We start from the raw sequence: 24,058 nt of genomic DNA, 5'->3' as shown, positions 1-24,058 counted from the left end.
GCACCGGGAGTGCGGGGCCTCCTGGGACGACGTGGGGGGTGGTGGCTTCCGCGCCCTCTGTCGGAGCAGGATGGCGCCCATTTCTCCGCTGCTCGCGAGAGGGGATGGACGTGACGAACCAGACGAAGAATTGGCGTTGGCTCGCCGCATGGCTGGCATTGCCGCTCACCGGCTGCGCGCTGGGCAGTGTGCGTCAGGTGAAGGTGGACGCGCTCGGCCACTATGACGACGCGCGCGGCGTGACCGTCGAGGTGAAGGGCGAGGTGCCCGACGCGATGAAGAAGGAGCTCCAGGAGTCCTTCCAGAGCGCCGTGGAGGCCCGGGTGCGCAGGTCCGCGGGCGCGAGTGGCGAGCCGCTGCGGCTCGAGCTGCGCGTGGTGGAGGCCCGCTCGCCCGAGGCCCCCGCGTCCACGACGGCCCAGCAGGTCGCCGTGTTGGGGCGGACGGTCCTGGGGCTCACCGGGTTCGAGAAGTCGAGCGGGCGGCTGGCGCTCGAGGGCGTGCTGCTGGCGCCCGAGGGAGAGAATCAGCTCGGGCTGGTGCGCTGGGAGTCGGCGGGCGAGCCCTCGGTGCTGGCGTCGCGCGGAGGCCGCGAGGCGGGCGAGGCGCTCGGGCGCGAGATGGACTACCGGCGCGACGACTTCGTCACCCGCCGGGCCGCGGACGAGCGGCTCTTCCTCACGCCCACGGCGCTCACGCTGGAGCCGGGCGCGCTGGTGCTGAGCAACGACGAGCTCCTGCTCTTCCGCCTGGGCCTGGGCCTGGGCCGGCGCGTGCAGTTCCAGATGTGGGCGGGCGGCCTGCCCATTCCGGCGGCGGGCGGCGTGCCACTCCCCCTCGTCCACGTGGTGGGTGGCGCGGGAGGCGCGGCGCTGGGCGTGCTCGGCACCGTGGACCTGGGCCTCAAGCTGAAGCTGCTCGACGAGTCGCGCTACGTGCCGGGCGTGTCCGTCTCCTATGACTTCCTCAACCTGCTGGGTGGCGCGGTGGGCGGTGGCGGGCTCGTGCTGGTCGGCAACGGGGTGTTCGCGCAGGGAGCGGCGGGCGCCGCGGGGGCCAACCTCCAGTTCAACCTCTTCTCCGCGGTGGTGGGAAAGCACTTCGGCGACTTCCAGCTCACCGCGGGTGCGTACGTGCTCGACAACCACCACCTCATTCCGCAGAAGGCGGCCGTGGTGGTGGGGACGACGGGCGACGCGGGCTCGGGCGATGGCAGCGAGAGCACCACCCTGGAGCGCTTCCCCACGCAGGTGCAGGCCTTCGTGGGCGCGCAGTACGTGCTCGGCACCCACAGCGAGCTCGCGGCCGAGTTCTTCCCACGCGCGCCCTTCGACGAGTCCTTCGGCACCACGGGCGTGCGCTGGCTGCTGGGCTCGGACAGGCCGAGTGGCCCGCTGGCGCTCGACCGCGTGCGCGTGCGGGTCGACCTGGCGGCGCTCTGGATGTACGTACCCGAGTACCAGTCCACCCGTGATGGCAGCACCCGCGGCGGCTTCCCGGTTCCCCTGCCGTGGGTGGGGATCGGCCTCTACAAGCTGTGAGGCTCAACCCTCCTGGGGGCCGCGCGGGGGCGGGCCGGCCTTCTGTAGCGCGGAGTGCTCCTCGTCGGTGAAGACCCGGGAGCGGATGAGGAAGCGCACGCCCTCGGGCGCCTCCACGGTGAAGCCGCTCCCGCGTCCCTTCACCACGTCCACCGTCAGCTGGGTGTGCTGCCAGTAATCGAACTGAGGACCGCTGATGTAGAAGGGCGTGTCCACGATGGTGCCCAGGAACACGTCCTGCTGGCCCAGCTTGAACTCGCCCCTCGGGTAGCACATGGGCGCGCTGCCGTCGCAGCACCCTCCCGACTGATGGAACATCAGGGGGCCGTGAATCCCTTGCAGCTTGCGCAGCAGGGCCTCGGCGGCGGGGGTGACGGCAACGCGCTCCACGGTCATGGCGGCGGCTCCTCGTCGTTGGCCTAGAAGAAGCCCATCGGCTTCGGGTCGTAGCTCACCAGCATGTTCTTCGTCTGCTGGTAGTGCGAGAGCATCATCTTGTGCGTCTCGCGGCCGATGCCCGACTGCTTGTAGCCGCCGAAGGCCGCGTGCGCCGGGTACAGGTGGTAGCAGTTGACCCACACGCGGCCCGCCTGGATGCCGCGGCCCATGCGGTAGGCCGTGTGCGTGTCGCGCGACCACACGCCCGCGCCCAGGCCGTAGAGCGTGTCATTGGCCATGGCCAGCGCGTCCTCCGCGTCCTTGAACTTCGTCACCGACACCACCGGGCCGAAGATCTCCTCCTGGAAGATGCGCATCTTGTTGTGGCCCTCGAAGATGGTGGGCTCCATGTAGTAGCCCTCGGCGAGCGCCCCGGGCAGGTGCGCGCGGCGGCCGCCGGTGAGCACCTTGGCGCCCTCCTGCCGGCCCACGTCGATGTACGAGAGGATTTTCTCCAGCTGGTCGTTGGAGGCCTGCGCGCCAATCATCGTCGCGGTGTCGAGCGGGTTGCCCTGCACGATGCGCTTCGTGCGCTCGATGGCCTTCTGCATGAACTCCTCGTAGAAGCGCTCCTGCACGAGGGCGCGCGAGGGGCAGGTGCACACCTCGCCCTGGTTGAGGGCGAACATGGCGAAGCCCTCGAGCGCCTTCTGGGCGAAGTCGTCGTTCTGCGAGAACACGTCCGCGAAGAAGATGTTGGGCGACTTGCCGCCCAGCTCCAGCGTCACGGGGATGAGGTTCTCCGAGGCGTACTGCATGATGAGGCGGCCCGTCGTCGTCTCACCGGTGAAGGCCACCTTGGCCACGCGCTTGTTGCTGGCCAGGGGCTTGCCGGCCTCGATGCCGAAGCCATTGACGATGTTGAGCACGCCCGGGGGCAGCAGATCGCCAATGAGCTCGGCGAACTTGAGGAGGGTGACGGGGGTCTGCTCGGCGGGCTTGATGACCACGCAGTTGCCGGCGGCGAGCGCGGGCGCGAGCTTCCACGCGGCCATCAGCAGCGGGAAGTTCCAGGGGATGATTTGCGCCACCACGCCGAGCGGCTCGTGGAAGTGATAGGCGACGGTGTGCTCGTCGAGCTCGGCGAGGCTGCCCTCCTGGGCGCGCAGGCAGCCGGCGAAGTAGCGGAAGTGGTCGATGGCCAGCGGCAGGTCCGCGGCGAGCGTCTCGCGGATGGGCTTGCCGTTGTCCCACGTCTCGGAGACGGCGAGCATCTCCAGGTTGGCCTGCATCCGGTCGGCGATCTTGTTGAGGATGTCCGCGCGGGCGGTGGGCGAGGTACGGCCCCAGGCGGCTTTGGCCCTGTGGGCGGCGTCGAGCGCCTTCTCGACGTCCTCGGCGGTGGAGCGGGGCACCTCGCAGAACGGCTTGCCGGTGACGGGGGTGATGTTCTCGAAGTACTGCCCCCTCACGGGCGGGACGAACTCACCGCCGATGTAATTCCCGTAGCGGGGGAGGTACTGCACCTTGCTGCCCTTCTGCCCCGGAGCTTCGTACACGGTCGACGACATTCAGACCTCGGCGTGGGTGGATGTTTCTGGCAACGGCAGGGGAGAGGGCACCGACGATAGGCAGGTGCCGCTGCGCGTCAACGCGCGGACACAACACGCGAGCGTTCAAAACTGCTCACGGCCCGGCCGGGCAGCGGGCATGCGGACGCGGAGGCCGTACTCCCGCGTGCAGCACCATCAAGCTCCCAGGCGGCAATTATACTGGGCTCCCTTTCCACAAAGGTGCTTGCCCATGTTGCTTCACGCCCTGATCTCCCTGCTCGTCCTCGCGGCTCCGGCCGGTGAGGACTCGACCACCTACTCCAACGAGCGTTACGGCTACTCCATTGGCGTCCCCGCGGGCCTGAAGGGGCAGGGCGAGTCCCAGAATGGCGATGGCCAGGAGTTCCGGGACGCCTCGGGCAAGGTGAGCCTCAAGGTGTGGAGCTCGATGGTGGTGGAGCTCGCGGGAGTGCCCGAGGGACAGACGAACCTGGCCTGGTCCCGGCGCACCACCCTCGACCGCTGGCGTCAGGAGGGAGTCAACGTCACCTACCAGCCGAAGGGCAAGGGGTGGTGGGTGCTGTCCGGAGAGGACAAGCAGGGGCGGGTGCTCTACCACAAGGAGCTGGAGAAGGACGGGGTCCTCTATGGCTTCGAGTGGAGCCACCCGAAGGGCGCCAAGACCTGGCAGGACGCCACGGCGCGAATCGCCCGCAGCTTCAAACTGCCCTAGCCGCCTTCCGGGTGCCAGCCATGGTGGGGGCAGCCCCTACGGGCTGCTCTCCCGTGCCGCACGGGCTCTCACCAGGGGGAGAACCACTTCGTGTGCTCGAGATCCAGGTGCACCCATGTCACCTTGAGCTCGCCAGCGCCCGGGTAGAGGGTCTTCTCCTTGATGAGCACCTGCCGCACCTGCTCCGCGGAGTACCCCTCGATGTGGAAGTCCGTGGCACTCCCGCGCAGGTGCGCGGAGTTCTTCGCGCCGCCGATCTCCTTGTTGTAGGCCGGCGGGCGCAGCCAGCAGTGCACCCCGATGGCCTTGTTGAAGCGCTCGCGGACGTGGTCGAGCGCCTGCGCCTGCTTCGTGATGTTCGCCAGGATCGTCGGAGTTACCTCGCTCTCCTTGGCATGGCGGTTCCACGACGGGAGCCAGAGCGCATCGTGCCACGTGAAGTACTTGGAGCCTGGGATCTTCGCGTTGAAGTTCTTGCTGATCTTGTCGTAGCTCAGCTTGCCCGTGTCGCTCGGGGTGGGGGGCGGCGGGGGCTTGGGCGTCGGCGGCGGGGGCTTGGGCGTCGGTGGCGGGGGCTTGGGCGTGGGGGTCGTGGTCACCTTCGGCGGCGGCGGGCTCGTCGTGGCGGGCCCCTGCGCTTGCGCCTGCTGCTCCACGAAGTGGCTCAGCGCCGCGCGGGTCTTGGCGCCAAAGATGCCGGGGCCGGTCTGCATCTGCTGCTGGGTCATGTACCCGTGCTTGACCAGCAGCAGCTGCAACTCCTTCACGGCCGTGCTGGAGGGAGCGCTCGAGCCGGTGGCGGTCTTGGGCGGCGGGGGAGGGGGGACTGCTCCCTGCCCCTGGCCCCGGGCGAGCTTGTCGAACTGGGCGAGCTTGTATTGGCGGATGAGCCCGATGAGCTTCTCGGAGTAGTTGGGGTCCGTAGCGTAGCCCGCCTTGTGGATCTCCTTGGCGAAACGCTCCCCATCGTCCGCGTGCCGCATGGCCTCGGAGTAGCGCTTGTTCTCGATGAAGAACCGCCCGTGGTCCGAGAAGGACTCCGCCGCCGTCTTGTAGACGCGAAACCCGTCCTTGATCACCACGTCCTTGCCGTTGAAATGCTCGCCGGTGCTCATGACGGCGGTGCCAGCGGGGCCCTTGCCCTTGATGCCGAAGTAGTTGTTGTACTTCTTCGACAGGCCGGACTTGCCCCAGCCGCTCTCCAGGATGGCCTGCGCCAGCGTCACCGAAGCGGGCACCCCGGTGGCGAGTTGGCTCTGGACGGCATCCGCGGAGACGGAGTCGATGAAGGCGTTTCCTGTCCGGGGGAGATTCGTGTTCGCGTTGCCGCTCATGGGCCCTCCAATCCGTCGCTCGCCCTTCGAGCCTGGGCGAGTGGGGTGCCCATGATAACAGGCGCCCGGGTGGACGAGATAGGCGGGCCCCGGAACCCGGCCCGCTCAATCTCCGCTGACGGCGAACGTCCAGTCGCCGTTCTCTTTGATGCCCACGCGCATGCCCATGTACCCATCCCCCGCCTTGCGCCAGTCAGTCAGTTGCCGCGCGGGGTAGAGGCCCTCGAGGGCCTTCCAGTCCTCCTCCGTCTCGCCCGTGCGGTACGCCGAGGGCCAGAGGTAGAGCGCCTCTTCCTTGGCATGGGGGAGATTGAGCACCTTCACCAGAAGTGAGAGCACCGGGACTCCCTCCTGCTCGCGCTCGCGCCAGAAGGCCGCCACGTCGAAGTCGGGTCCGAAGCTGACGTTGAAGTCCGCGCCATTCTCCCGGGCAAGCTTCGCGAGCGTCTCGTAGTCACAGGCCACCGCCGCGGCGACGATGCGGCGGCGCATCGACTCCACGACGGGCGGCAGGGCCGTCCGGGCCGGACTGGGCTGGGGGCTCAACGTGCTCGCCGAGCAGCGGGGGCCCTGCGCGGTCGGGGGGCGCCAGGAGCACCTGCGTCACCCGGGCCCGGCTTGGGTGCACCCGCATCCGCTACCACCTGGGCCTGAGGCGTCGAGGCAGGAGCCGGAGATGACGAGCGGCTGCAGGATATGAGGAGCACACAAAGCAGCGGAACGAGTCTTGTCATGCGGGGCGTTATAGTTCATCCAACGACCCGGAGAAGACGACGGCGCGCAATGGCCCGCGCTCCCGCTCACCGCGAGCCTCGAGAGGTTGAGAAGCATGGCGCAGGTGCTGGTGGTGGATGACGAGGTGAAGCTGGGCAAGCTGGTGGCCGAGGCGCTGGAGCTGGACGGGCACGAGGTGGCGCGGGTGACGGGCGGGCGCGCGGCGCTGGTGGAGCTGGCGCGGCGGGGCTTCGACGTGGTGCTGACGGACCTGCGGATGCCGGAGGTGGATGGGCTGGAGGTGCTGAAGGCGGCGCGCGCGCTGCCCACGCCGCCAGAGGTGGTGATGATGACGGCGCACGGCAGCGCCGAGAACGCGGTGGCGGCGATGAAGGCCGGCGCGGCGGACTACCTCACCAAGCCCTTCGCCATGGACGAGGTGCGGCTGCGGGTGCGGCGCCTGGCCGAGCAGCGCGCGGCGGAGACGAAGAGCGAGCGGCTGGTGCGCCAGCTCACGCCCACGCTGGTGGCGGAGAGCCCGCGGATGAAGCAGGCGCTGGCGTCGGCGCGGCAGGTGGCGGCGAGCGACGCGAGCGTGGTGCTGCTGGGCGAGAGCGGCACGGGCAAGAGCCAGCTGGCGAGGCTCATCCACTATTCGAGCAAGCGCGCGGCGGGGCCGCTGGTGGAGGTGCACTGCGCGGCGCTGCCGGAGACGCTGCTGGAGGGCGAGCTGTTCGGCCACGAGAAGGGCGCCTTCACGGGGGCCACCGAGCGCAAGGCGGGGCACCTGGCGGCGGCGGACGGGGGCACGCTCTTCCTGGACGAGATTGGCGAGGTGACGCCGGCCACGCAGGTGAAGCTGTTGCGCTTCCTCCAGGAGCGCGAGTTCGTGCCGCTGGGCAGCACGCAGGCGCGCAAGGTGGACGTGCGCGTCATCGCGGCGACGAACAGGGACCTCGTGGCGGCGGTGCGCGAGGGGCGCTTCCGCGAGGACTTCTACTACCGGCTCAACGTCTTCGGCATCGAGGTGCCGCCGCTGCGCGAGCGCAAGGAGGACCTGGTGCCGCTGGCGCACGCCTTCCTGTCGAGGCGGGGGCTGCCGCCCGCGAAGCTGTCGAAGGAGGCGGAGGCGCGGCTGCTGGCGCACACGTGGCCGGGCAACGTGCGCGAGCTGGAGAACGCGCTGGAGCGCGCGCTCATCCTCTCGGGGGACGGGGACATCCAGGCCGAGCACCTGGGCGCCGGAGGGCCCTCGCTGTCACGCGGAGGCGGCAGGGCGGTGCGCGCGGCGGACGTGCTCGGCGAGGGCTTCAACCTGGACGCCTTCGAGCGCGAGCTGCTGTACGCGGCGCTGGAGCGGGCGGGGGGCAACAAGACGGCGGCGGCGAAGCTGCTGGGCATCACCCGGCGCCGGCTCTACTCGCGCCTGCAGAGCCTGGGCGAGAAGGTGACGGACCCCGAGGGCGACTAGGACTTCTCCAGCCGTGAGCGCACCAGCGAGCGCAGCTCCTCGGAGGAGAAGGGCTTGTCCACGCGCGGGTTCTTCACCTGGCTGAGGAACGCGCGCGCGTTGGGCGTGAAGGCCCCGCCGGTGAGGAACACCATCCGCTCGGCGAGCTGGGGCGCGTGGCTGGACAGCTCCTGGTGCAGGTCCACCCCGCTCATCTCCGGCATCATCACGTCGCACAGGATGAGGTCGAAGTGCTCTCCGTCGCGCAGCCGTGCCTGGGCCTCGCGCGCGCTCGTCGTCGTCACCACCTCGTGCTCGCGCTGGAGCGTGCGGCGGATGGCCACGCCAATCATCGGCTCGTCGTCCACCACCAGGATGCGGCCCCGCCGTCCCGGCGCGAGCTCCACGCGGGCCCGGGGGGCGGGCTCGACGGGCCTCGCGTTGGTTGCCGCGGGGAGGATGACCCGGAAGGTGCTCCCCTGGCCCACGCGGCTCTCCACGCTCATCCGCCCGCCGAAGCCGCTCACGATGCCGTGGCAGATGGACAGGCCCAGCCCCGTTCCCACCCCCACGGGCTTGGTGGTGAAGAAGGGCTCGAACACCCGCTCCAGGTTCTCCTCGGGGATGCCCACGCCCGTGTCGCGCACCTCGATGACCACGTCCGCGCCGGACCGCCGGGTGACGACGCGGATTTCGTGGTGCTCCACGTCTCCCTCCGGGATGGCGTGGGCGGCGTTGACGAGCAGGTTGAGCAACACCTGCCCCAGCCGTCCCTCGTGCGCCCGGGCCAGGAGGGGCTCGCCGTAGTCGCGCACCAGCTTCGCGCGGTGTTTCACCTCGTTGCTGGCCATGCGGATGGCCGTCTCCATCACCCGGTGCACGTCCACCGGCTCGGGCGGCGCGTCCTCGTCCACGCGCGAGAACAGCTTCAACTGCTTCACGATGTCACTGACGCGCGTGGCGCCCAGCCGCGCGTCGGACACCAGCTCGCGCACCTCGCCGCGCCGGGTGTCGGGCAGCTCCAGCCGCGGCAGCACGTTCGTCTCCAGGTAGTCCAGGTTGGAGAGGGTATAGGCGAGCGGGTTGTTGATTTCGTGCGCCACGCCCGCCGAGAGCACCCCGAGCGAGGCCATCCGGTCCGCGTGCAGCAGCCGGGCCTCCATCTGCCGGCGCTCGGTCAGGTCGCGCACGCTCCAGAGCAGGGACGGCTGGCCGTCGAACACCAGGGGCACCAGCGTTATCTCCACCAGCGCGGGGCTGCCCGTCTTGCGCAGCAGGCGCGTCTCCCGTGGCGGGGAGGCCCTGCCCGTGCGCAGCGCCTCGGCGTGGTCCCTCTGGATTTCGGCCCACGTCTCCGCCTGGAGGAACAGCGCGCTCAGCTCCTCGCGCGACATCCCCAGCAGCTCCTCCGCCGACGCGCAGCCGATCAGCGCGACGAGCGCGGGGTTGGCGTAGACGAGCCGCTCGACGTGCTGCACACCGATGCCATCGGGCAGCCGCTCGATGAGCTCGCGGAAGCTCTCCTGGGAGCGGCGCAGGGCCTCGAGCGTGCGCGCGTGCTGCAGCGCGTAGCGGATGGAGCGCTCCAGCAGCGTGGGGGTGAGGTGGGCCTTCTGCAGGAAGTCGGCGGCGCCGGCCTGCTGCGCCTCGTGGTCCAGGGTGGTGTCACTTTGCCCCGTCAGCAGGATGAACGGGCCGCGCCACCCCTGTTGCCGCGCCCGCTGGAGCAGCTCGAGCCCCGTGGTCTCCCCGAGCCGGTAGTCCAGCAGGCACACGTCGTGGCGGCCGGACGCGAGCGCCGCCAGGGCCTCGTCGAAGGTGGCCACCCACTCGAGCTCGAACCGCCTCGGGCCGAGGGACCGCAGACAGTCCCGGGTCAGGATGAAATCGTCCTCGTCATCCTCGACGAGCAACACCTGGATGGGACCGCTCGCGTCCATGTTCCTCTCGGAGGGGGAGGGCACCCGGGGCTGCTCGTGCCCGTCCGGTCCGCGTCGGAACGGTAGCACGGAGGCGCGGGTGTGAAGTACCGGTCAGAGCCCCCGGAGGGCCCGCGTGGACGTCGCGGTGCGCCAGGAGAGGGCGCCCGCGCGGGGCCGAACGTGAGCCCCTCCTGGCCCGCCGGGCGTGATAGAGGGGGCGTATCCAGGCCCATGGGGAAGCCCTCCTTCTCCGTGGGGGAGAGGCCCTATGCTTCGCGTGAAGACATACATCTCCCAGTCGAGCATCCACGGCACCGGTCTGTTCGCGGGCGAGCCCATTGCGAAGGGCACCGTCATCTGGGGATTCGACCCGCCGATCGATCAGCGCTTCACGCCGGCGGACGTGGAGAAGATGACGCCGGAGATGAAGGTGTTCCTGTCGCGCTACGCCTACTGCGAGCGGGGCACGCTCGTGCTGTGCGGGGATCACGCCCGGTTCATGAACCACTCGCCCACGGCGAGCTGCGGCAATGACTCCACGCGGCACTTCACGCTCGCGATGCGCGACATCGCGCCGGGCGAGGAGCTCACCGACAACTACGAGACGATGGAAGACAGCTGGGAGCCCTTCAAGGGCATCATCGAGCCGGAGCGCATGGAGAAGTAGGCGCGGGCCGCCTGTCTGCTGTTGCGCGGCGCATCCCCGGGGCGTAGGGAATCGCATCTCCCATGTCCGCGACCGCTCAGCTGCTCGAAGCCGTTCGTAAGGAAGCCCGCCCCGGCATCTGGTCCACCGGGGTGAACCTCTCCCGCCAGGGCGCCGTCGCGCTCCAGTCCCAGAAGCCGGATGAAATCGAGCTGAGGGTGCGGGCCCCCGGCCGCCCGGTCGCTTTCACCGTCATCCTCTATCTGAAGCTCGAGGCGTGGGAGTGCGACTGTCCCGGCCGCGTGGACCCGTGCGAGCACGTGGTGGCCGCCGCCATCACCCTGCAGCAGGCGGAGAAGCAGGACGCCCCGTTGGAGGCGGCCGCGCGGCGCTGGTCCCGCGTGGTGTACCGCTTCACGCGCGTGGACGGAGGGCTGGAGCTCCACCGGGTGCTCGTGCACGCGGATGGCAAGGAGGAGCCCCTGGAGAGCCTCGCCGCCGTGCTCGCCAGGCCCGCCCTGGCCGCGACGCTTCAGGTCGAGCAGTCGGACATGAACGCGGACCGGCTCCTGGAGCGCCGCACCCGCGGGGCCCTGCCTCCCGAGAAGCTGGAGGTGCTGATGCGGGCGCTCGAGCAGGCGCGCAACGTCCTGCTCGATGGGCGTCCGGTGGCCGTCTCGGACGAGGTGGTTCCCCCGAGGGCGCTCGTCGAGGACAAGGGCGGGCAGATCATCGTGTCGGTGACGAGGGACCCCCGGGTGACGGAGGTGGTGAGCGCGGGCGTGGCGCTGTGCGGTGACGCGCTGGCGCGGCTGGCGGAGACGGCGGTGGTGGGGGCGTGGCTGCAGCACCTGCCCATCGTCCGCACCTACGCGCCCGAGCAGATGGGAGAGATTTCGTCGAAGGTGCTGCCGGACCTGGCGCGCCGCATGCCCATCGAGGTGCGCAGCAAACGGCTGCCGCCCATTGACCGCGACCTGAAGCCTCGCATCCTGATGGAGCTCACGCAGATGGAGTCGGGGCTGTCCCTCCTGCCCACGCTCGTCTACGGGGCGCCGCCGTCGGTGCGCATCGACGCCGGGCGGATGGTGTACCTGCGCGGCGCCGTGCCCCTGCGCGACGAGGTGGCCGAGCAGCGTCTGTTGCACCAGCTCCGGGACGAGCTGAACCTGGTGCCCGGGCGGCGGGTGACGGTGCAGGGCCAGGAGATGGTGCGCTGGGCGGACAAGCTGCGGCGCTGGCGCGGAGACCTCGCGGGAGACGCGTCGGGCGTGGTGAGCCCGGACATGCGGCTGCGGCCCCTGCTCCAGGTGCGGTCCGTGGGCGAGGGCCCGGGCATTCCCGACGTGCGCTTCACGCTCGAGTTCCAGGTGGAGAGCGACAAGGGCGGCACGGAGACGCGCACGGTGGACGCCGCGGCCGTCATCCGCGCGTGGACGGAGGGGCTGGGGCTCGTGCCGCTCGAGGGCGGTGGCTGGGCGCCGCTGCCCCGGGCGTGGCTGGACAAGAATGGCCAGCGCGTGGCGGACCTGCTCGCCGCGCGCCAGGCGGATGGCAAGGTCTCCAACCACGCCCTGCCGGAGCTGGCCGCGCTGTGCCAGACGCTCGAGCAGCCGCCTCCGCCGGGCTTGGACCGGCTGGCGCCGCTCGTCGAGGGCTTCGAGAAGCTCCCCGCCCCGGTGCTGCCGGAGGGCCTGTCCGCGACGCTGCGCCACTACCAGTTGCAGGGCGTGAGCTGGCTCGGCTTCCTGCGGAGCGCGGGGCTCGGCGGCATCCTCGCCGACGACATGGGCCTCGGAAAGACGCTGCAGACCATTACGGTGCTGGGCCCGCGCTCGCTCGTGGTGTGCCCCACCAGCGTGCTGCCCAACTGGGCCGCGGAGCTGCAGCGCTTCCGCCCCTCGCTCAAGGTGAACGTGTACCACGGGCCCGGCCGCGCGCTGGACGAGTCCGCCGACGTGACGCTCACCACGTACTCGATTCTCCGGCTGGACGCGGCCGTGCTCTCGGGGCGCACCTGGGAGGCGGCCGTGCTGGACGAGGCCCAGGCCATCAAGAATCCGGAGAGCCAGGTGTCGCGCGCGGCCTTCGGGCTCCAGGCGAAATTCCGTCTGGCCTTGAGCGGCACGCCGCTGGAGAACCGGCTGGAGGAGCTCTGGAGCCTCATGCACTTCACCAACCCGGGCCTGCTCGGGGGGCGGAGGCAGTTCGAGGAGAAGACGGCGCGGCCCCTCTCCGAGGGCAACGCGGAGGCGGGGGAGCGGTTGCGCAAGCGCATCCGTCCCTTCGTGCTGCGGCGCCTCAAGCGGGACGTGGCACCCGAGCTGCCGCCGCGCACCGAGTCCGTCATGCACGTGTCGCTGGATGAGCGCGAGCGCGCCGTCTACGACGCGGTGATGGCGGCGACGCGCACGGAAGTGGTCGCCCTGCTCAACGAGGGCGGCAACGTGCTCAAGGCGCTCGAGGCGCTGCTGCGGTTGCGCCAGGCGGCGTGCCACTCGGCGCTCGTCCCGGGCCAGCATGCCCAGTCGTCCTCGAAGGTGCAGACGCTCGTGGAGGCGCTCGGCACCGCCGTGTCCGAGGGACACAAGGCGCTGGTGTTCTCGCAGTGGACCTCGCTGTTGGATCTCATCGAGCCGCACCTGAAGACGGCTGGAGTCGCCTTCGAGCGCCTGGACGGCTCGACCCCCAACCGAGGCGAAATCACCTCGCGCTTCCAGTCCGAGGAGGGCGCGCCGGTGCTGCTCATGTCGCTCAAGGCGGGCGGCACGGGCCTCAACCTCACGGCGGCGGACCATGTGTTCCTGATGGACCCGTGGTGGAACCCGGCGGTGGAGGCGCAGGCGGCGGACCGCGCGCACCGCATCGGCCAGGAGCGTCCGGTGATGGTGTACCGGTTGGTGTCGCAAGGGACGGTGGAGGAGCGCATCCTGGGACTGCAGGAGAAGAAGCGCGCCCTCTTCGAGGCGGCCCTGAGCGAGACGTCGGCCGCGACGGCCATCACCCGCGACGATCTGCTCGAGCTCTTCTCATGAATCGAGACAGGGACAGGCGGGTATTGCCAGCGGGAGACGGGTGAGATAGCAGCGCGGCGGTGCGGGGGGCGAGGTCCAAGAGGTCACCGCATGGTGAGCACTGCACGAAGAGGAAGGGTGTCTCGGTACGCGGGGTGCTTCGCGGCCCTGTGTCTGGTGTTGTCCCCCGTGGCACGGGCCCAGGCCACGCCGGAGGAGCCGCGTGACGCCCCGGTGCAGTCGCCGCGAGAGCCCCAGGAGGACCCGGCGCGGGTGCCGGAGGACGAGGGGAGTGGTGGCCCTGGAGGCTTGTTGCGGCCGCCGGGCAGTGGTCAGCATCCCGGGCTCTTCCTCGGCGACGAGTTCCGGTATGGGAACAAGATGCTTCCCCTGCGGGTGCTCGCGGACCTGGCCGCGATTCCAGCGGGCATGGCGCGCTGGGAGGGCCAGGACTGGGCGGCCTTCTCGCTCGTGACGATGACGACGGCCTCGCTGATGATGCCGTTCGATTTTCCGTTGGATGCGCGCATCCAGCACCGCATCCACGAGGTGCTCGGGCCGGACCACTTCCGGGTGTGGACGCCGCTGGGGGACGTGCTCGTGAACGGGGCCATCTATGGCTCGCTGGCGGGTGTCCTCGCCTATGGCCTGCTGAAGGACGATGCGCGGGCCGTGCAACTGGTGTCCCTGTCCGCCGAGGCCTTCGCGGTGACGCAGGCCTTCCACCTCACCTTCAAGCTGCTGCTGGGCCGCGAGGGGCCGAGGAATGGCGACGGGCTGGGCCAGATTTTCGGACCCTCCGCGTCGTTCAACCTCTTCCCGGCGGGCACGCCCTCGGGGCACACGGCGAGCGTGTACGCGCTGCTGGGCGTGGCGACGGCCTACGTGGACAACCTGCCGCTGTCGCTGGCGCTGCACGCCTTCGGGCTCGCCTTCGCGGCCACCATCGTCATGGATGACTACCACTTCCTCTCGGATGTCATCTGGGGCGGGGCCATGGGCTTCGCCATCGGCCAGTGGGTGGTGCACCACCGCGCCAACACCCGCGTGTCGCACGGGAAGAGCAGGCCCCTGTTCATGGTGGTGCCGATGGTGTCGCCTCGCGGCTCGGGGCTGGCGGCGGGCTTCACCTTCTGAGCGGGGGCGGGACGCTCACCCGGGCTTCGCCGCGCCCCCGTGCTTCCCGCCGGGGATGAAGACCCAGGAGCACACGCCGCCGAGCACGCACAGCGCGGCGGAGATCCACAGCGCGCGGTGCACGCCCGCGAGGAAGTCCGTTCCGGAGGCGTGGTCCGCGAGCCCGCTCACGGCGGGGAGCAGGGCCACGGCGAGCAGTCCCGCGATGCGCGCCACCGCGTTGTTGAAGCCCGAGGCGATGCCCGCCTGGCTCCCGGCGACGCTGTCGAGCACGGTGGCGGTGAGCGGCCCCACGGTGAGCACGAGCCCGAGCCCCAGCACCACCGCGCCCGGGAGCACGGTGCCCACGTAGCTACCCCCTCGCGCGATGCGGGTGAACAGGGCGAGCCCCACCGCGCAGACGAGCGGCCCGACGAGCATGGGAAGGCGCGGGCCCACCCGCTGGGCGAGTCCTCCCACGACAGGCGACAACAGGAGCATCAGCACGGTGACGGGGAGCAGCGAGGCACCGGCCTCCAGGGGCGAGTAGCCCACCTCCTGCTGGAGCACGAGCACGACGAAGAAGATGGCGCCGCCGAGCGCGAAGTAGACGGTGAGGGTGGTGAGGTTGGCGCCGGAGAAGGCGCGGGAGCGGAACAGGCCGAGGGGCAGCATGGGATGCGCGCCGCGCGCCTGGAGCAGGAGGAAGAGCCCGAGTGCGAGCACGCCCCCGAGGCCCGCGGCGACGGAGAGGGCGGACCAGCCATGCACGGGGCCCTCGATGAGGGCGAAGACGATGCCCCCGAGGCCGAGCGTGACGCTCAGCGCGCCCCTGTAATCGAGCTCACGCACCGAGCGGTTGGGCGGGATGAAGGGGACGAAGCGGCGGCCGGCCCAGGCGGTGAGCACGGCGAGGGGAAGGTTGAGGAAGAAGACGGCGCGCCAGGACCAGACGCCGATGAGCCAGCCACCGAGCAGGGGTCCCACGGCGGTGCTGACCCCGGAGAGCCCAGCCCAGGCGGCGACGACGCGGTCCCGATCGTCCTCGGAGAAGGAGGTGCGCAGCAGGGCGAGGCTGGTGGGGACGAGGAGCGCGGCACCGAGTCCCTGCGCGGCGCGGGCGGCGGCGAGCAGGCCCACACTGGTAGCGAGGCCACACAGCACGGAGGTGACGGCGAAGGCGGCGAGTCCGGTGAGGAAGATGCGCCGCTGGCCGAAGGCATCCCCGAGCGCGCCTCCGGTGAGGACGAGCGCGCCGAGGGTGAGCAGATAGGCATCCACGGTCCACTGGAGGCCGGACAGTCCGGTGCCCAGCTCCTCGCCGAGCGCATGGAGGGCCACGTTGACGGCGGTGGAGTCGAGGAACGCCATGCCGCTGCCGAGCACGCTGGCGAGCAGCACGCCCCGGCCGCGGCCACTCGAATAGCTGACGGTCTCCGGCGCGTGGGCCATGCGCGCCACCCTGTCCTGTCACGCGCACGTTGGCCATGCGCGCGCGGGGCAGGCGTTGGCGGCCGTACAGGGGAGGGGGCTTTCAGGGACGGCTGTCCCTCCCTGTATGCTCGGGCGCATGCGCATCCTTCTCTGCTGGACCGTGCTGCTCTGCCTCCTGGGCCTTCCCGCCCGGGGTGAGACGGTGGGCTCGATTCCCCGGCCCCGGCCGGGCACGTGGGCGGTGGACACCACGGGCACGCTGTCCACCACGGCGATCTCCGGGGTCAACCTGTATGGCTCCGAGGTGGACCACAAGGGACTCGGCCAGCTCGCCGTCGTGGTGGTGCGGACGACGGAGGGCGTCAATCCGCGCGACTTCGCCACCGGGCTCTTCAACCAGTGGGGCATCGGCCACGCCGGGCGTAACGATGGTGCGCTCCTCTTCATCGCCCTGAGGGACCGCAAGGCGGAGATCGTCCTCGGCGATGGCGTGAGCAGCCGCGCGGACACGAACCGCAGCGACGCGTTGATGTCCGGAGAAATCGTCCCCGCCTTCAAGCGCGGAGATCCGCAAGCGGCGGTGCTCGCGGGAGCGCGGGGACTGAGCTCGCTGCTCGAGCACTCGCCCCTCAACGGTGACGTGGCCGGCACCACCACCGCACCACAGGAGGCACCTCCCGTACAGGGCTCCTACGACCCGGGCTACACGACGGCCCGGATGGAGACGACGCGGAGCTACGAAGACGTGTCTCCCTGGCTCTACGGCAGTGGAGCGGGGGGACTCGTCCTCGGGGGCCTGGGCCTGCGCCGCTGGCTGCGCCGGCGTCCGCGCATCTGCGAGGGCTGCCAGCTGCCGCGCCAGCTCCTCGACGAGGACTCGGACGATGCGCACCTGGACCGTGGGCAGCGGCTCGAGGAAAAGCTGGGCTCGGTGGACTACGACGCTTGGTGGTGCGAGTCGTGCCAGGACGTGCGGGTGGAGCGCTATGGCGCCTGGTTGACCTCGTATTCGCAGTGCCCGGGCTGCGGCTACAAGACGAAGTCCGAGTCGACGAGCACGATTCGCTCGGCGACCTATGACCATGGAGGCCTGGTGGAGGTGACGGTCACCTGCAAGCACTGCAGCCACCGCGACCGCTTCACGCGCAGCACGCCCCGGCTGACGCGCTCGAGCTCGTCCTCGTCCGGTGGCTCCAGGTCTTCCTCCAGCAGCTCCTTCGGGGGTGGGCGCTCGTCGGGGGGCGGCTCCAGCGGAAGCTGGTAGGAAGGCACCATGAATCGCACTCCACTCCGCTTCTTCTTCGACTACGTGTCGCCGTACGCGTATCTCGCGTGGACGCAGCTGCCGGCGCTGGCCGGGCGACACGGCCGTGCCATCGAGCCAGTGCCAGTGCTCTTCGCCGGAGTGCTCAACGCGCTCGGCACGACGGGGCCCGCCGAGGTGAAGCCGAAGCGGTTCTACATCTACAAGCAGACGCAGCGGATGGCCCACGAGCTCGGGGTGCCCTTCCGGTATCCCGAGGCGCATCCCTTCAATCCGCTGCTCGCGCTCCGGGTGACGGCGGCCGTGAGGGACGAGGAGGCGCGGCGGCGGCTCGTCTCCGCGCTCTACGCGGCGGTGTGGGCCGGGAGCGGTGGCCCGCTGACGCCGGAGCACGTGAGCACGGTGGTGGCCTCGGTGGGGCTCGATGCACCGGCGCTGCTCTCGGCGGCGCAGACGCCCGAGGTGAAGGACCTGGTGCGCCGCAACACGGAGGAGCTGCTCGCGCTGGAGGGCTTCGGCGTGCCCACGGTGGTGGCGGATGGGGAGCTCTTCTTCGGCGTCGACTCGCTCGGCCACCTGGAGCGCTTCCTGCGCGGGGAAGACCCTCTCTCCCCCGAGGAAAAGGAGCGCCTGCGCACCCTGCCGGTAGGCGCGTCGCGGAGCTGACCCATCCCCTACAGGTCAGCGAGACCGAACGAAGCTCGATACAGGGAGGGACCTGCCCGGCGCATTTTCCCGCAACTGGTCCGATGGTCGGACCGGACCGCGCCAAACGCGACCGGAGGGGCTCGGCCATCCGGAGTCCAGGGGACCCCGCGCGTTCAATCTCCTTCAGCCACTTCGCTGGAGGGGTTCACGGCGTGCCGCTGATGTTCGGCGCGGTGTAGGTGGCCTTCGGGTCTACCTCCTCGACGTAGGGGCTCGTCCAGTTGCCCTCGAAGAAGCGCTCGAGCTGGCGCGCGAAGGGCTCACCCTCGACGATGACGCCCACGTTGCGCGTCTGCGTGAAGTAATCGCGCTCCCAGTTGCTCGTGCCCACCCACGCCTGCTCGCCGTCCACCACCAGGTACTTCGCGTGCACCACGCGGGCGAACGGGACGAACCCGCCCGACCACGGCGGAATGGTGAGGAGCTTCACCGTCAGCCCCGGCGGCGCGTGCAATGCCTGTAGACCCTCGATGGTGCCCTTGCGCTTGCTCCAGTCCGACACCAGCAGCTCCACCTTCACCCCGCGCGCCGCGGCCCGCTTCAGCGCCTCCTCCAGCTCGGGGAAGTAGCTCCCGTCCCGGCCCCGCGCCTTGTACGTGAGCACCTGCACGCGCACCGAGCGCTTCGCCCCGTCGATGAGCTTCACCAGTTGGGGCAGGTCCCACGTGGCCGCGTCCGGCAGCCAGCCCTCGGGGCTGAGCACGGGCCGCACGCGCACCTCGCCGCCCGCGACGTGCGCCGGAAAGGGGCCGCCCACCGTCGTCGTCGCCATCGCGGGCTTGCCGCCGCCCGCCAGCGTCCAGTCCAGCTCGAAGACGTCCGCGAGCGAGCGCACCACCTGCGGCACGCGGATGCGCAGCCCGAGCTCCTGGATGTGCTCGAGCGAGCGCCAGTCGAAGTTCTGGCTGCCCAGGTACGCCTCGCGCCCGTCCACCACGAAGTACTTCGCGTGCAGCACGCCGCCCATCGTCTTCGCCGTGTCGAGCCGGCGCACCTCGATGCCCGGCCGCTTCGCCAGCCGCTCGAGCGTCTCCGGGTACGTCTTGTAGAACTTCTCCTCGGCGAGCACCCGCACCTTCACGCCCCGGTCCGCCGCGGCCTCAATGGCTTGCACCACCGGCTCCAGCCGGCTGCCCGGCGCGTTGCTCAGGTAGAACTCGGCGATATCCAGCGAGCGCGTGGCCGCCTTCACCATCTGCGGCCACACCTGCCAGGCGTCGGGAATGTCCGCGTGGTCCAGCGTCGTCTCCACGGGGCTGCTCTCCACCAGCACCAGGTCTGGCTGAGCGGTTTCGGGCGCGGAGGCGCGCAGGGCCGGGGCGGGCGAGGCGCACGCGAGGGACAGCGCGAGGGGAAGGAGGAAGGCGGGGAGCCGGAGGGACATGGGGAGCTCGTATACACAAAAACCAAGGGCCCCCCGCGATTGCTCGCGGAGGGCCCCGGGCTTCACACCGTGTCTGGCTTTGACGCTAGTTGCGGAAGCGCAGCAGCAGCTCCGCCTGCAGGGGGCGGTTGCGGAAGCGCGTCAGGCCGTAGGTGCTGGTGGTGCCGGTGGTGTACCGGTCGTACAGCGTGGTGGGGTCGGTGTTGTTCAGCGCGTTGACCACCATCAGCGTCAGCTCCAGCTTGTTCGACATGTTGAACAGCCGGCCCACGTCGTAGCGCGCCTGCGCGTCCATGAGGAACTGGTCCGGGTTGCGCAGCTCGGAGACGGACGACGGGTCGTTGAAGTTCGGCGAGCCACGGTTGATGGCGTAGCCGGTGCCGCGGGGCGAGCGGTACAGGGTGGTGTTGGGGTTGGTCAGCGACTGGTTCATCCACAGCGGCGTGCCGGTCAGGTAGCGGAAGCGCAGACCGAAATCGAGGCCGAAGTTGGTGGTGTAGCTGATGGCGCCCTTGATGGTGTGGCGGATGTCGTCCGGCGTCGGGCCCTCGTACAGGTACTTCATGCGCGGGTTGCTGCCGTAGCCATCGAAGTAGCTGCCCACCGTGCCGTTGCTGAAGGCCAGGGTGTAGCTGGCGAGCAGATCCCACCCGCCCGTCTTGCCCTGCGCCCACAGGTCCAGGCCCTTGTAGTCACGCCAGGCGTCATCCGGGTTGCGGATGCGCACCACCGAGTGCGCCTGCCCGTCCACGTAGTCGGTAATCTTGGTGCCGGTCGGGTCCCAGATCTGATTGACCTCGTCGTCGATCCACATGTTGTTGTAGCGGCGGTAGGTCACGTCCGCGCCGACGACGGCGCCCTCGGCGACCTCGCGGTGCAGGCCGAGGCTGAGCTCGTCCACGCTCGGGGGCGTGTGCGTCTTGTCGAAGGAGCGGCCGTTGGCGCCACCGGAGATGCGGCAGCCCGTGGTGGTGGTGCTGTCCGGGGTGCACTCGGGGAAGGCGCCGGCCGTCTTGTCGAAGGTGGACTGCACCTGGAGGATGTCCGGGTTGGCGTGCTGCGCGATGAAGACGTCGCCGACCTCGTTGGAGCGGCCGTAGTGCGCCTTGAGCAGCGTCTTGCGGTCGCCGGTGATGTCATACGTCGCGGACAGGCGGGGGCCGATGCCCACCAGGTTGGTCACGAAGGCGTTGTCGTTGGAGTACACCCGGCCCACGTCCGCGCGAAGGCCCGCCACCACCGTCAGGTGACGGTTGACGTTCCAGCGGTCCTGGAAGAAGGCGCCCAGCTGCGCCACCGAGGCGCTGGTGGTGAGGGAGCCCAGCTCGCCATTGACGTTGTAGTAGCTCGTGCGCGCGTTGCAGAAGGCGAAGGTGCTCGCGTCGTCCGGGTTGCAGATGCCGCCCACGTCGTCGTAGCGCACGTTGCCGGTGGTGCCCACGTTGAGCTTGCCGGTGAGGTAGCCGAGCTGCACGCCGGCCTTCATGTTGTGCGCGCCCGCCTTGAAGAGCAGGGTGGGGTCGAACTGGAAGCGCCACTTGTTCTCGTTGGAGTAGTTGCCCGCGATGGTGCTGGAGAGCGAGCCCGAGGAACCCGTGGTGAAGAAGTTGTTGTTGCGGTCCGCGTGCGACACCCCATCCAGGTCGTCGTTCTGCGGGCCGAAGTACGCCTGCTTGTAGGTGGCGCCCGTCTGCAGCTGGAAGAGGACGTTGTCGGTGAAGTTGTGGTCGTAGTTACCGATGAGGAAGTAGCCGCCGCGGTCGATGCGCGACTCGGCGTCCGGCGAGGTGGCCGCGCTGGAGATGTTGTTGGTGATGGTGTTGTTGTCGACGTTGAGGGCGACGGACACGCGGTCCTGGCTGGTGGGCTGCCACGTCAGCTTGAGGCGGGCCAGCTTCGTCTGGGTGTCCTTGGGGCGGTTCTCCTGGGCGCCGTTGATGGTCAGCGGCGTCTCCTGGTGGGAGAGGTTCCACTGGCCGCTGGCGTAGAACCAGAGCTTGTCCTTGATGATGGGGCCGCCCACGGCCACCAGCGGGGCGTAGAAGGTGGTCGCCGCCTGCTTCGTCTCGTTCTGGGTGAAGTTGCCCGTGCCGGTGGCCTGGTCCGAGGCGAACTGCGCCTTGGCGTTGCTCCAGGCGGGCGAGAGGATGAGCGAGACGTCATAGGTGAACTTGTTGGAGCCCGACTTGGTGACGACGTTCTCCACCATGCCCAGCGCGTTGTACTGCGCGTCCAGGCCGCCGGTGATGACCTCGAAGTTCTCCACCGCGTAGTAGTTCATCGTGGCGGTGATGGAGCCGTCGGACACGTCCGTGGTGTCCATGCCGTCCACGTAGAACTTGCCCCAGCGCGCCAGGCCGCCGCGGCTGCTCGGGGAGTTGCCCGGGCCCACGCCGGCCACCAGCTGCGGAATGGCCTGCACCTGGTTGAAGATGGGGGTGGCGGCCGCCTTCTCCGCCGTCATCACCGCGCCCGTCTGCGCCGAGTCCGGGTTGATGATGGGGTTGACCTTCTCGACGATTTCATAGGTGGCCACCGCCTGCGTCTCGGTGAACACCTCGAGCTTCACGTCCACGGGCGTGTTCTGGCCCAGGCGGACGATGATGCCGGTCTTCTTGATGGGGGTGAAACCCTCCACCTTCACCTCGAGGGCATAGCCCTCGCCGGGAGGCAGCTGGTTGAACTCGAAGCGGCCGTCCTCGCCGCTCGTGCGGGAGACGGGCTGCTGGAGCGCGGGGCCGCTGATGGTGAGGGGCACCTCGGCCAGCGGGGCGCCGGTGGGGTCGTACACGTAGCCGGAGACGCGGCCGTAGTTCTCGCCCGCGGCGAGCGCGGTCATGGGCACCGCGAGCGCCAGGAGCGCCAGCAGCAGTGCCCTGCCGCGGAGCAGGATGGAAGTCGTCATGGGAGCAATCTCGAAAGAGGGGGAGGGACTCACTGCGGGCTCGACACGAGGAAGAGCACGCCGCTGTAGGTGGGCGTCTTGGTCATGTCCACGGCGTCCGTGGCGCACGGCGGGTCGTAGCAGAGCCGCTTGTAGACGGTGGAGCCGGGCGAAATCTCACGCAGGCGCACCACGGGGGACCAGGCGGCATCGCCGGGCTTCGCCTGGAACACCAGCTTGGCCGTGGCGTCGGTGGGCTTGGCGCCGGAGGTGGTGGGCTTGAGCCACACGCCGTCCATCATCTTCACGTTGCCATCCTCGCTCACCGGCACCGCGCCGCCGTCGAGGTAGGCCAGCTGCAGGCCGCGGTACCAGCCATAGCCGGCCTGGGCCGAGGGCCGCGCGGGCAGGTACGTCATGTCGATGACGGCGCGCAGGGCGAGCGACTGCTCACCCGAGGTGCCACCGAAGTCACCGTCCTTGAGGGACTGGGCGTCCTTGATGGCGTTGCAGGTGTACTTCGACACGCCCGTCCAGGGCTGCAAGTTGACCAGCGGCAGCACCGTGGTGGTGGTGCTGGTGAGCGGCAGTCCGTCGAACACGGGGTACTGCATGTCCTCGTGGTACGAGTCGGTGCGCTCGTCGAACGTCTTGCCCGTCTTGCAGCCCTCGGGGAAGTCGTAGGACAGGGTCTTCACCACGCCGTAGGGCAGCGCCGGGCGCGACAGCGCGTCCTTCACCAGCAGCTTGTCGGTGGGCGCCACCAGGCCGAGGTTGTAGAAGGAGAAGTCCTCACCGTTGATGAGGCTCTTCACCGGCAGGTAGCACTTGTCCTTGCCACCGCTGCCACAGCCGGTGCCCGGCTGGAACTTCGCATCGAGGACGGTGGCGTCGATGAAGCCCTGGTAGGCATCACCGGGCTCGCTCGAGCCGCCACACGACACGGCACCCAACGCCATCATCAGCGTCAGTGCCCACTTTTGCTTCGTCTGCACGAGAGCCTCGCGGGGAGAAATGGGGGATGGCTCGCGACGCCCGAACGTTGCCAGGCGAACGAAGGCCGCAGCCGGGACGCCCGTCTATCAACAGTTCACCCCCTTTTCCAACCCCAGGCCCCATTTTCACTTGAAGTTCACGCCCTGACCCTCGGGGTAGGGGAGACAGAGCGGGGATTTCGCGGTATGAGAGCGCACCTTCCAGCTCCCAGGCCCCATGTTCGCGCAGCAAACCGCCTCAGAGTCTTCCCACCTGTTCGGTCCTACCCTGTTTTCCGTGGTAGTCCATGTTGCGCTCATCGGGGCCTTCTTCCTGTTGGCGCGGCCGCACGAGAAGGTGCTGGAGGAGAAGGAGGTGGCGGTGGCGCTGTTGCGCACGCTGCCGCCCCCGCCGCCTCCGCCGCCCGCGGGCCCGGTGCGCTCGGTGGTGCAGCGCAAGCCCACGCCGCGCAAGGAGCTGGTGATCCGCCAGCCGGACAAGATTGAGCCCATCAAGGAAGAGAAGCCCAAGGAGCCGGAGCCCACGCCGGAGCCGGAGCCCACGCCAGAGCCGGCCCCCGCGGACGCGCCGGCCGGAGTGGAGGGCGGGGTGCAGGGAGGCGTGGAGGGAGGCGTGGTGGGAGGGGTTGTCGGCGGCGTGGTGGGAGGCCAGCTGGGTGGGCAGCTCGGGGGCACGGGCGAGGAGCCGGTGAAGCCCAAGAACGTGCCGCCCTTCGTGATTCAGCGCGACGTGGTGCGGCAGACGCCGCCGCGCCTGTCCGAGGTCTTCAAGCAGTCGCGCCGGGGCCAGGGCACGCTCAACGGCATGTACCGCATCTGCGTGTCCACGGACGGCAACGTGTACGAGGTGACGCCGGTGAAGGCGGTGCCCGGCGCGGACGAGGACATCATCGCGGGCATCAAGGACGGCTGGCAGTACAAGCCCCAGAAGGTGCCGGTGTGCTTCCTCTACAACATCCCCATCACCATCCAGTGACGGGCGGGGGCG

18 protein-coding genes are annotated in these 24,058 nt (G+C 69.9%); 9 read left to right on the top strand and 9 right to left on the bottom strand.

Annotation, left to right across the window (positions count from 1 at the left end; genetic code table 11):
• Positions 1-104: 104 nt before the first annotated feature.
• Positions 105-1,541 carry a hypothetical protein gene (locus tag ACJ8AN_RS35745; protein ID WP_407760058.1) on the top strand — a complete coding sequence of 479 codons (1,437 nt, stop codon included), beginning with the start codon at positions 105-107 and terminating at the stop codon, positions 1,539-1,541.
• Positions 1,542-1,544: 3 nt separating this feature from the next.
• Here ACJ8AN_RS35745 and ACJ8AN_RS35740 read toward each other — a convergent pair whose 3' ends face one another.
• Both ACJ8AN_RS35740 and adh read right to left on the bottom strand, forming a co-directional pair.
• Positions 1,545-1,937, bottom strand: coding sequence for a DUF779 domain-containing protein (locus ACJ8AN_RS35740; protein WP_407760057.1), 393 nt, complete (start codon positions 1,935-1,937; stop codon positions 1,545-1,547).
• Positions 1,938-1,960: 23 nt separating this feature from the next.
• Positions 1,961-3,490, bottom strand: a complete 1,530-nt coding sequence (gene adh / locus ACJ8AN_RS35735; RefSeq protein WP_407760056.1) for an aldehyde dehydrogenase — start codon at positions 3,488-3,490, stop codon at positions 1,961-1,963.
• Positions 3,491-3,722: 232 nt separating this feature from the next.
• On the opposite strand from adh, the gene ACJ8AN_RS35730 reads away from it, so the two are divergent.
• Complete coding sequence (locus ACJ8AN_RS35730; RefSeq protein WP_407760055.1) at positions 3,723-4,205, top strand: hypothetical protein; 483 nt, start codon at positions 3,723-3,725, stop codon at positions 4,203-4,205.
• A 68-nt stretch (positions 4,206-4,273) separates the two neighbouring features.
• Here ACJ8AN_RS35730 and ACJ8AN_RS35725 read toward each other — a convergent pair whose 3' ends face one another.
• Together ACJ8AN_RS35725 and ACJ8AN_RS35720 are read right to left on the bottom strand one after the other, a co-directional pair.
• The gene (locus ACJ8AN_RS35725) at positions 4,274-5,539 is read right to left on the bottom strand and encodes a glucosaminidase domain-containing protein (protein WP_407760054.1); all 1,266 of its coding nucleotides are present in this window, start codon (positions 5,537-5,539) and stop codon (positions 4,274-4,276) included.
• A 105-nt stretch (positions 5,540-5,644) separates the two neighbouring features.
• Positions 5,645-6,085 carry a hypothetical protein gene (locus tag ACJ8AN_RS35720; protein WP_407760053.1) on the bottom strand — a complete coding sequence of 147 codons (441 nt, stop codon included), beginning with the start codon at positions 6,083-6,085 and terminating at the stop codon, positions 5,645-5,647.
• Between the two features lie 283 nt (positions 6,086-6,368).
• Here ACJ8AN_RS35720 and ACJ8AN_RS35715 point away from each other — a divergent pair, with 283 nt between their 5' ends.
• A complete protein-coding gene (locus tag ACJ8AN_RS35715) occupies positions 6,369-7,724 on the top strand; it encodes a sigma-54-dependent transcriptional regulator (protein ID WP_407760052.1) in 1,356 nt (451 codons plus the stop codon).
• Here the strand turns inward: ACJ8AN_RS35715 and ACJ8AN_RS35710 are convergent.
• A complete protein-coding gene (locus ACJ8AN_RS35710; protein ID WP_407760051.1) occupies positions 7,721-9,643 on the bottom strand; it encodes a response regulator in 1,923 nt (640 codons plus the stop codon). The genes ACJ8AN_RS35715 and ACJ8AN_RS35710 overlap by 4 nt on opposite strands.
• 250 nt (positions 9,644-9,893) lie before the next feature.
• On the opposite strand from ACJ8AN_RS35710, the gene ACJ8AN_RS35705 reads away from it, so the two are divergent.
• The 3 genes from ACJ8AN_RS35705 (at position 9,894) to ACJ8AN_RS35695 (ending at position 14,422) form a co-directional block, all read left to right on the top strand.
• Positions 9,894-10,292 carry an SET domain-containing protein gene (locus ACJ8AN_RS35705; protein ID WP_407760050.1) on the top strand — a complete coding sequence of 133 codons (399 nt, stop codon included), beginning with the start codon at positions 9,894-9,896 and terminating at the stop codon, positions 10,290-10,292.
• Between the two features lie 62 nt (positions 10,293-10,354).
• Positions 10,355-13,306, top strand: a complete 2,952-nt coding sequence (locus ACJ8AN_RS35700) for an SNF2-related protein (protein WP_407760049.1) — start codon at positions 10,355-10,357, stop codon at positions 13,304-13,306.
• 117 nt (positions 13,307-13,423) lie between these two features.
• Positions 13,424-14,422, top strand: coding sequence for a phosphatase PAP2 family protein (locus ACJ8AN_RS35695; protein ID WP_407760048.1), 999 nt, complete (start codon positions 13,424-13,426; stop codon positions 14,420-14,422).
• A gap of 15 nt (positions 14,423-14,437) precedes the next feature.
• Here the strand turns inward: ACJ8AN_RS35695 and ACJ8AN_RS35690 are convergent, their stop codons facing one another.
• Positions 14,438-15,853: an MFS transporter gene (locus ACJ8AN_RS35690; protein ID WP_407760047.1), complete on the bottom strand. Its 1,416-nt coding sequence runs from the start codon at positions 15,851-15,853 to the stop codon at positions 14,438-14,440.
• A gap of 118 nt (positions 15,854-15,971) precedes the next feature.
• Here ACJ8AN_RS35690 and ACJ8AN_RS35685 point away from each other — a divergent pair, with 118 nt between their 5' ends.
• Positions 15,972-17,099, top strand: coding sequence for a TPM domain-containing protein (locus tag ACJ8AN_RS35685; RefSeq protein ID WP_407760046.1), 1,128 nt, complete (start codon positions 15,972-15,974; stop codon positions 17,097-17,099).
• A gap of 9 nt (positions 17,100-17,108) precedes the next feature.
• On the top strand, positions 17,109-17,765 hold the full coding sequence (locus tag ACJ8AN_RS35680) for a 2-hydroxychromene-2-carboxylate isomerase (protein ID WP_407760045.1): 657 nt from the start codon (positions 17,109-17,111) through the stop codon (positions 17,763-17,765).
• 187 nt (positions 17,766-17,952) lie between these two features.
• Here the strand turns inward: ACJ8AN_RS35680 and ACJ8AN_RS35675 are convergent, their stop codons facing one another.
• The 3 genes from ACJ8AN_RS35675 to ACJ8AN_RS35665 form a co-directional block, all read right to left on the bottom strand.
• Positions 17,953-19,191 carry a phospholipase D-like domain-containing protein gene (locus ACJ8AN_RS35675; RefSeq protein WP_407760044.1) on the bottom strand — a complete coding sequence of 413 codons (1,239 nt, stop codon included), beginning with the start codon at positions 19,189-19,191 and terminating at the stop codon, positions 17,953-17,955.
• Positions 19,192-19,276: 85 nt separating this feature from the next.
• Positions 19,277-22,096: a TonB-dependent receptor domain-containing protein gene (locus ACJ8AN_RS35670; protein ID WP_407760043.1), complete on the bottom strand. Its 2,820-nt coding sequence runs from the start codon at positions 22,094-22,096 to the stop codon at positions 19,277-19,279.
• Between the two features lie 29 nt (positions 22,097-22,125).
• Positions 22,126-23,070 carry a hypothetical protein gene (locus ACJ8AN_RS35665; RefSeq protein ID WP_407760042.1) on the bottom strand — a complete coding sequence of 315 codons (945 nt, stop codon included), beginning with the start codon at positions 23,068-23,070 and terminating at the stop codon, positions 22,126-22,128.
• A 277-nt stretch (positions 23,071-23,347) separates the two neighbouring features.
• Here ACJ8AN_RS35665 and ACJ8AN_RS35660 point away from each other — a divergent pair, with 277 nt between their 5' ends.
• Complete coding sequence (locus ACJ8AN_RS35660) at positions 23,348-24,046, top strand: PaxA (protein WP_407760041.1); 699 nt, start codon at positions 23,348-23,350, stop codon at positions 24,044-24,046.
• Positions 24,047-24,058 lie beyond the last annotated feature (12 nt).

Source organism: Archangium sp. (assembly GCF_045802675.1).
Classification (GTDB): domain Bacteria; phylum Myxococcota; class Myxococcia; order Myxococcales; family Myxococcaceae; genus Archangium.
The sequence above is the reverse complement of the archived record's forward strand: the minus strand, read 5'-3'. Positions and strand labels throughout refer to the sequence as shown.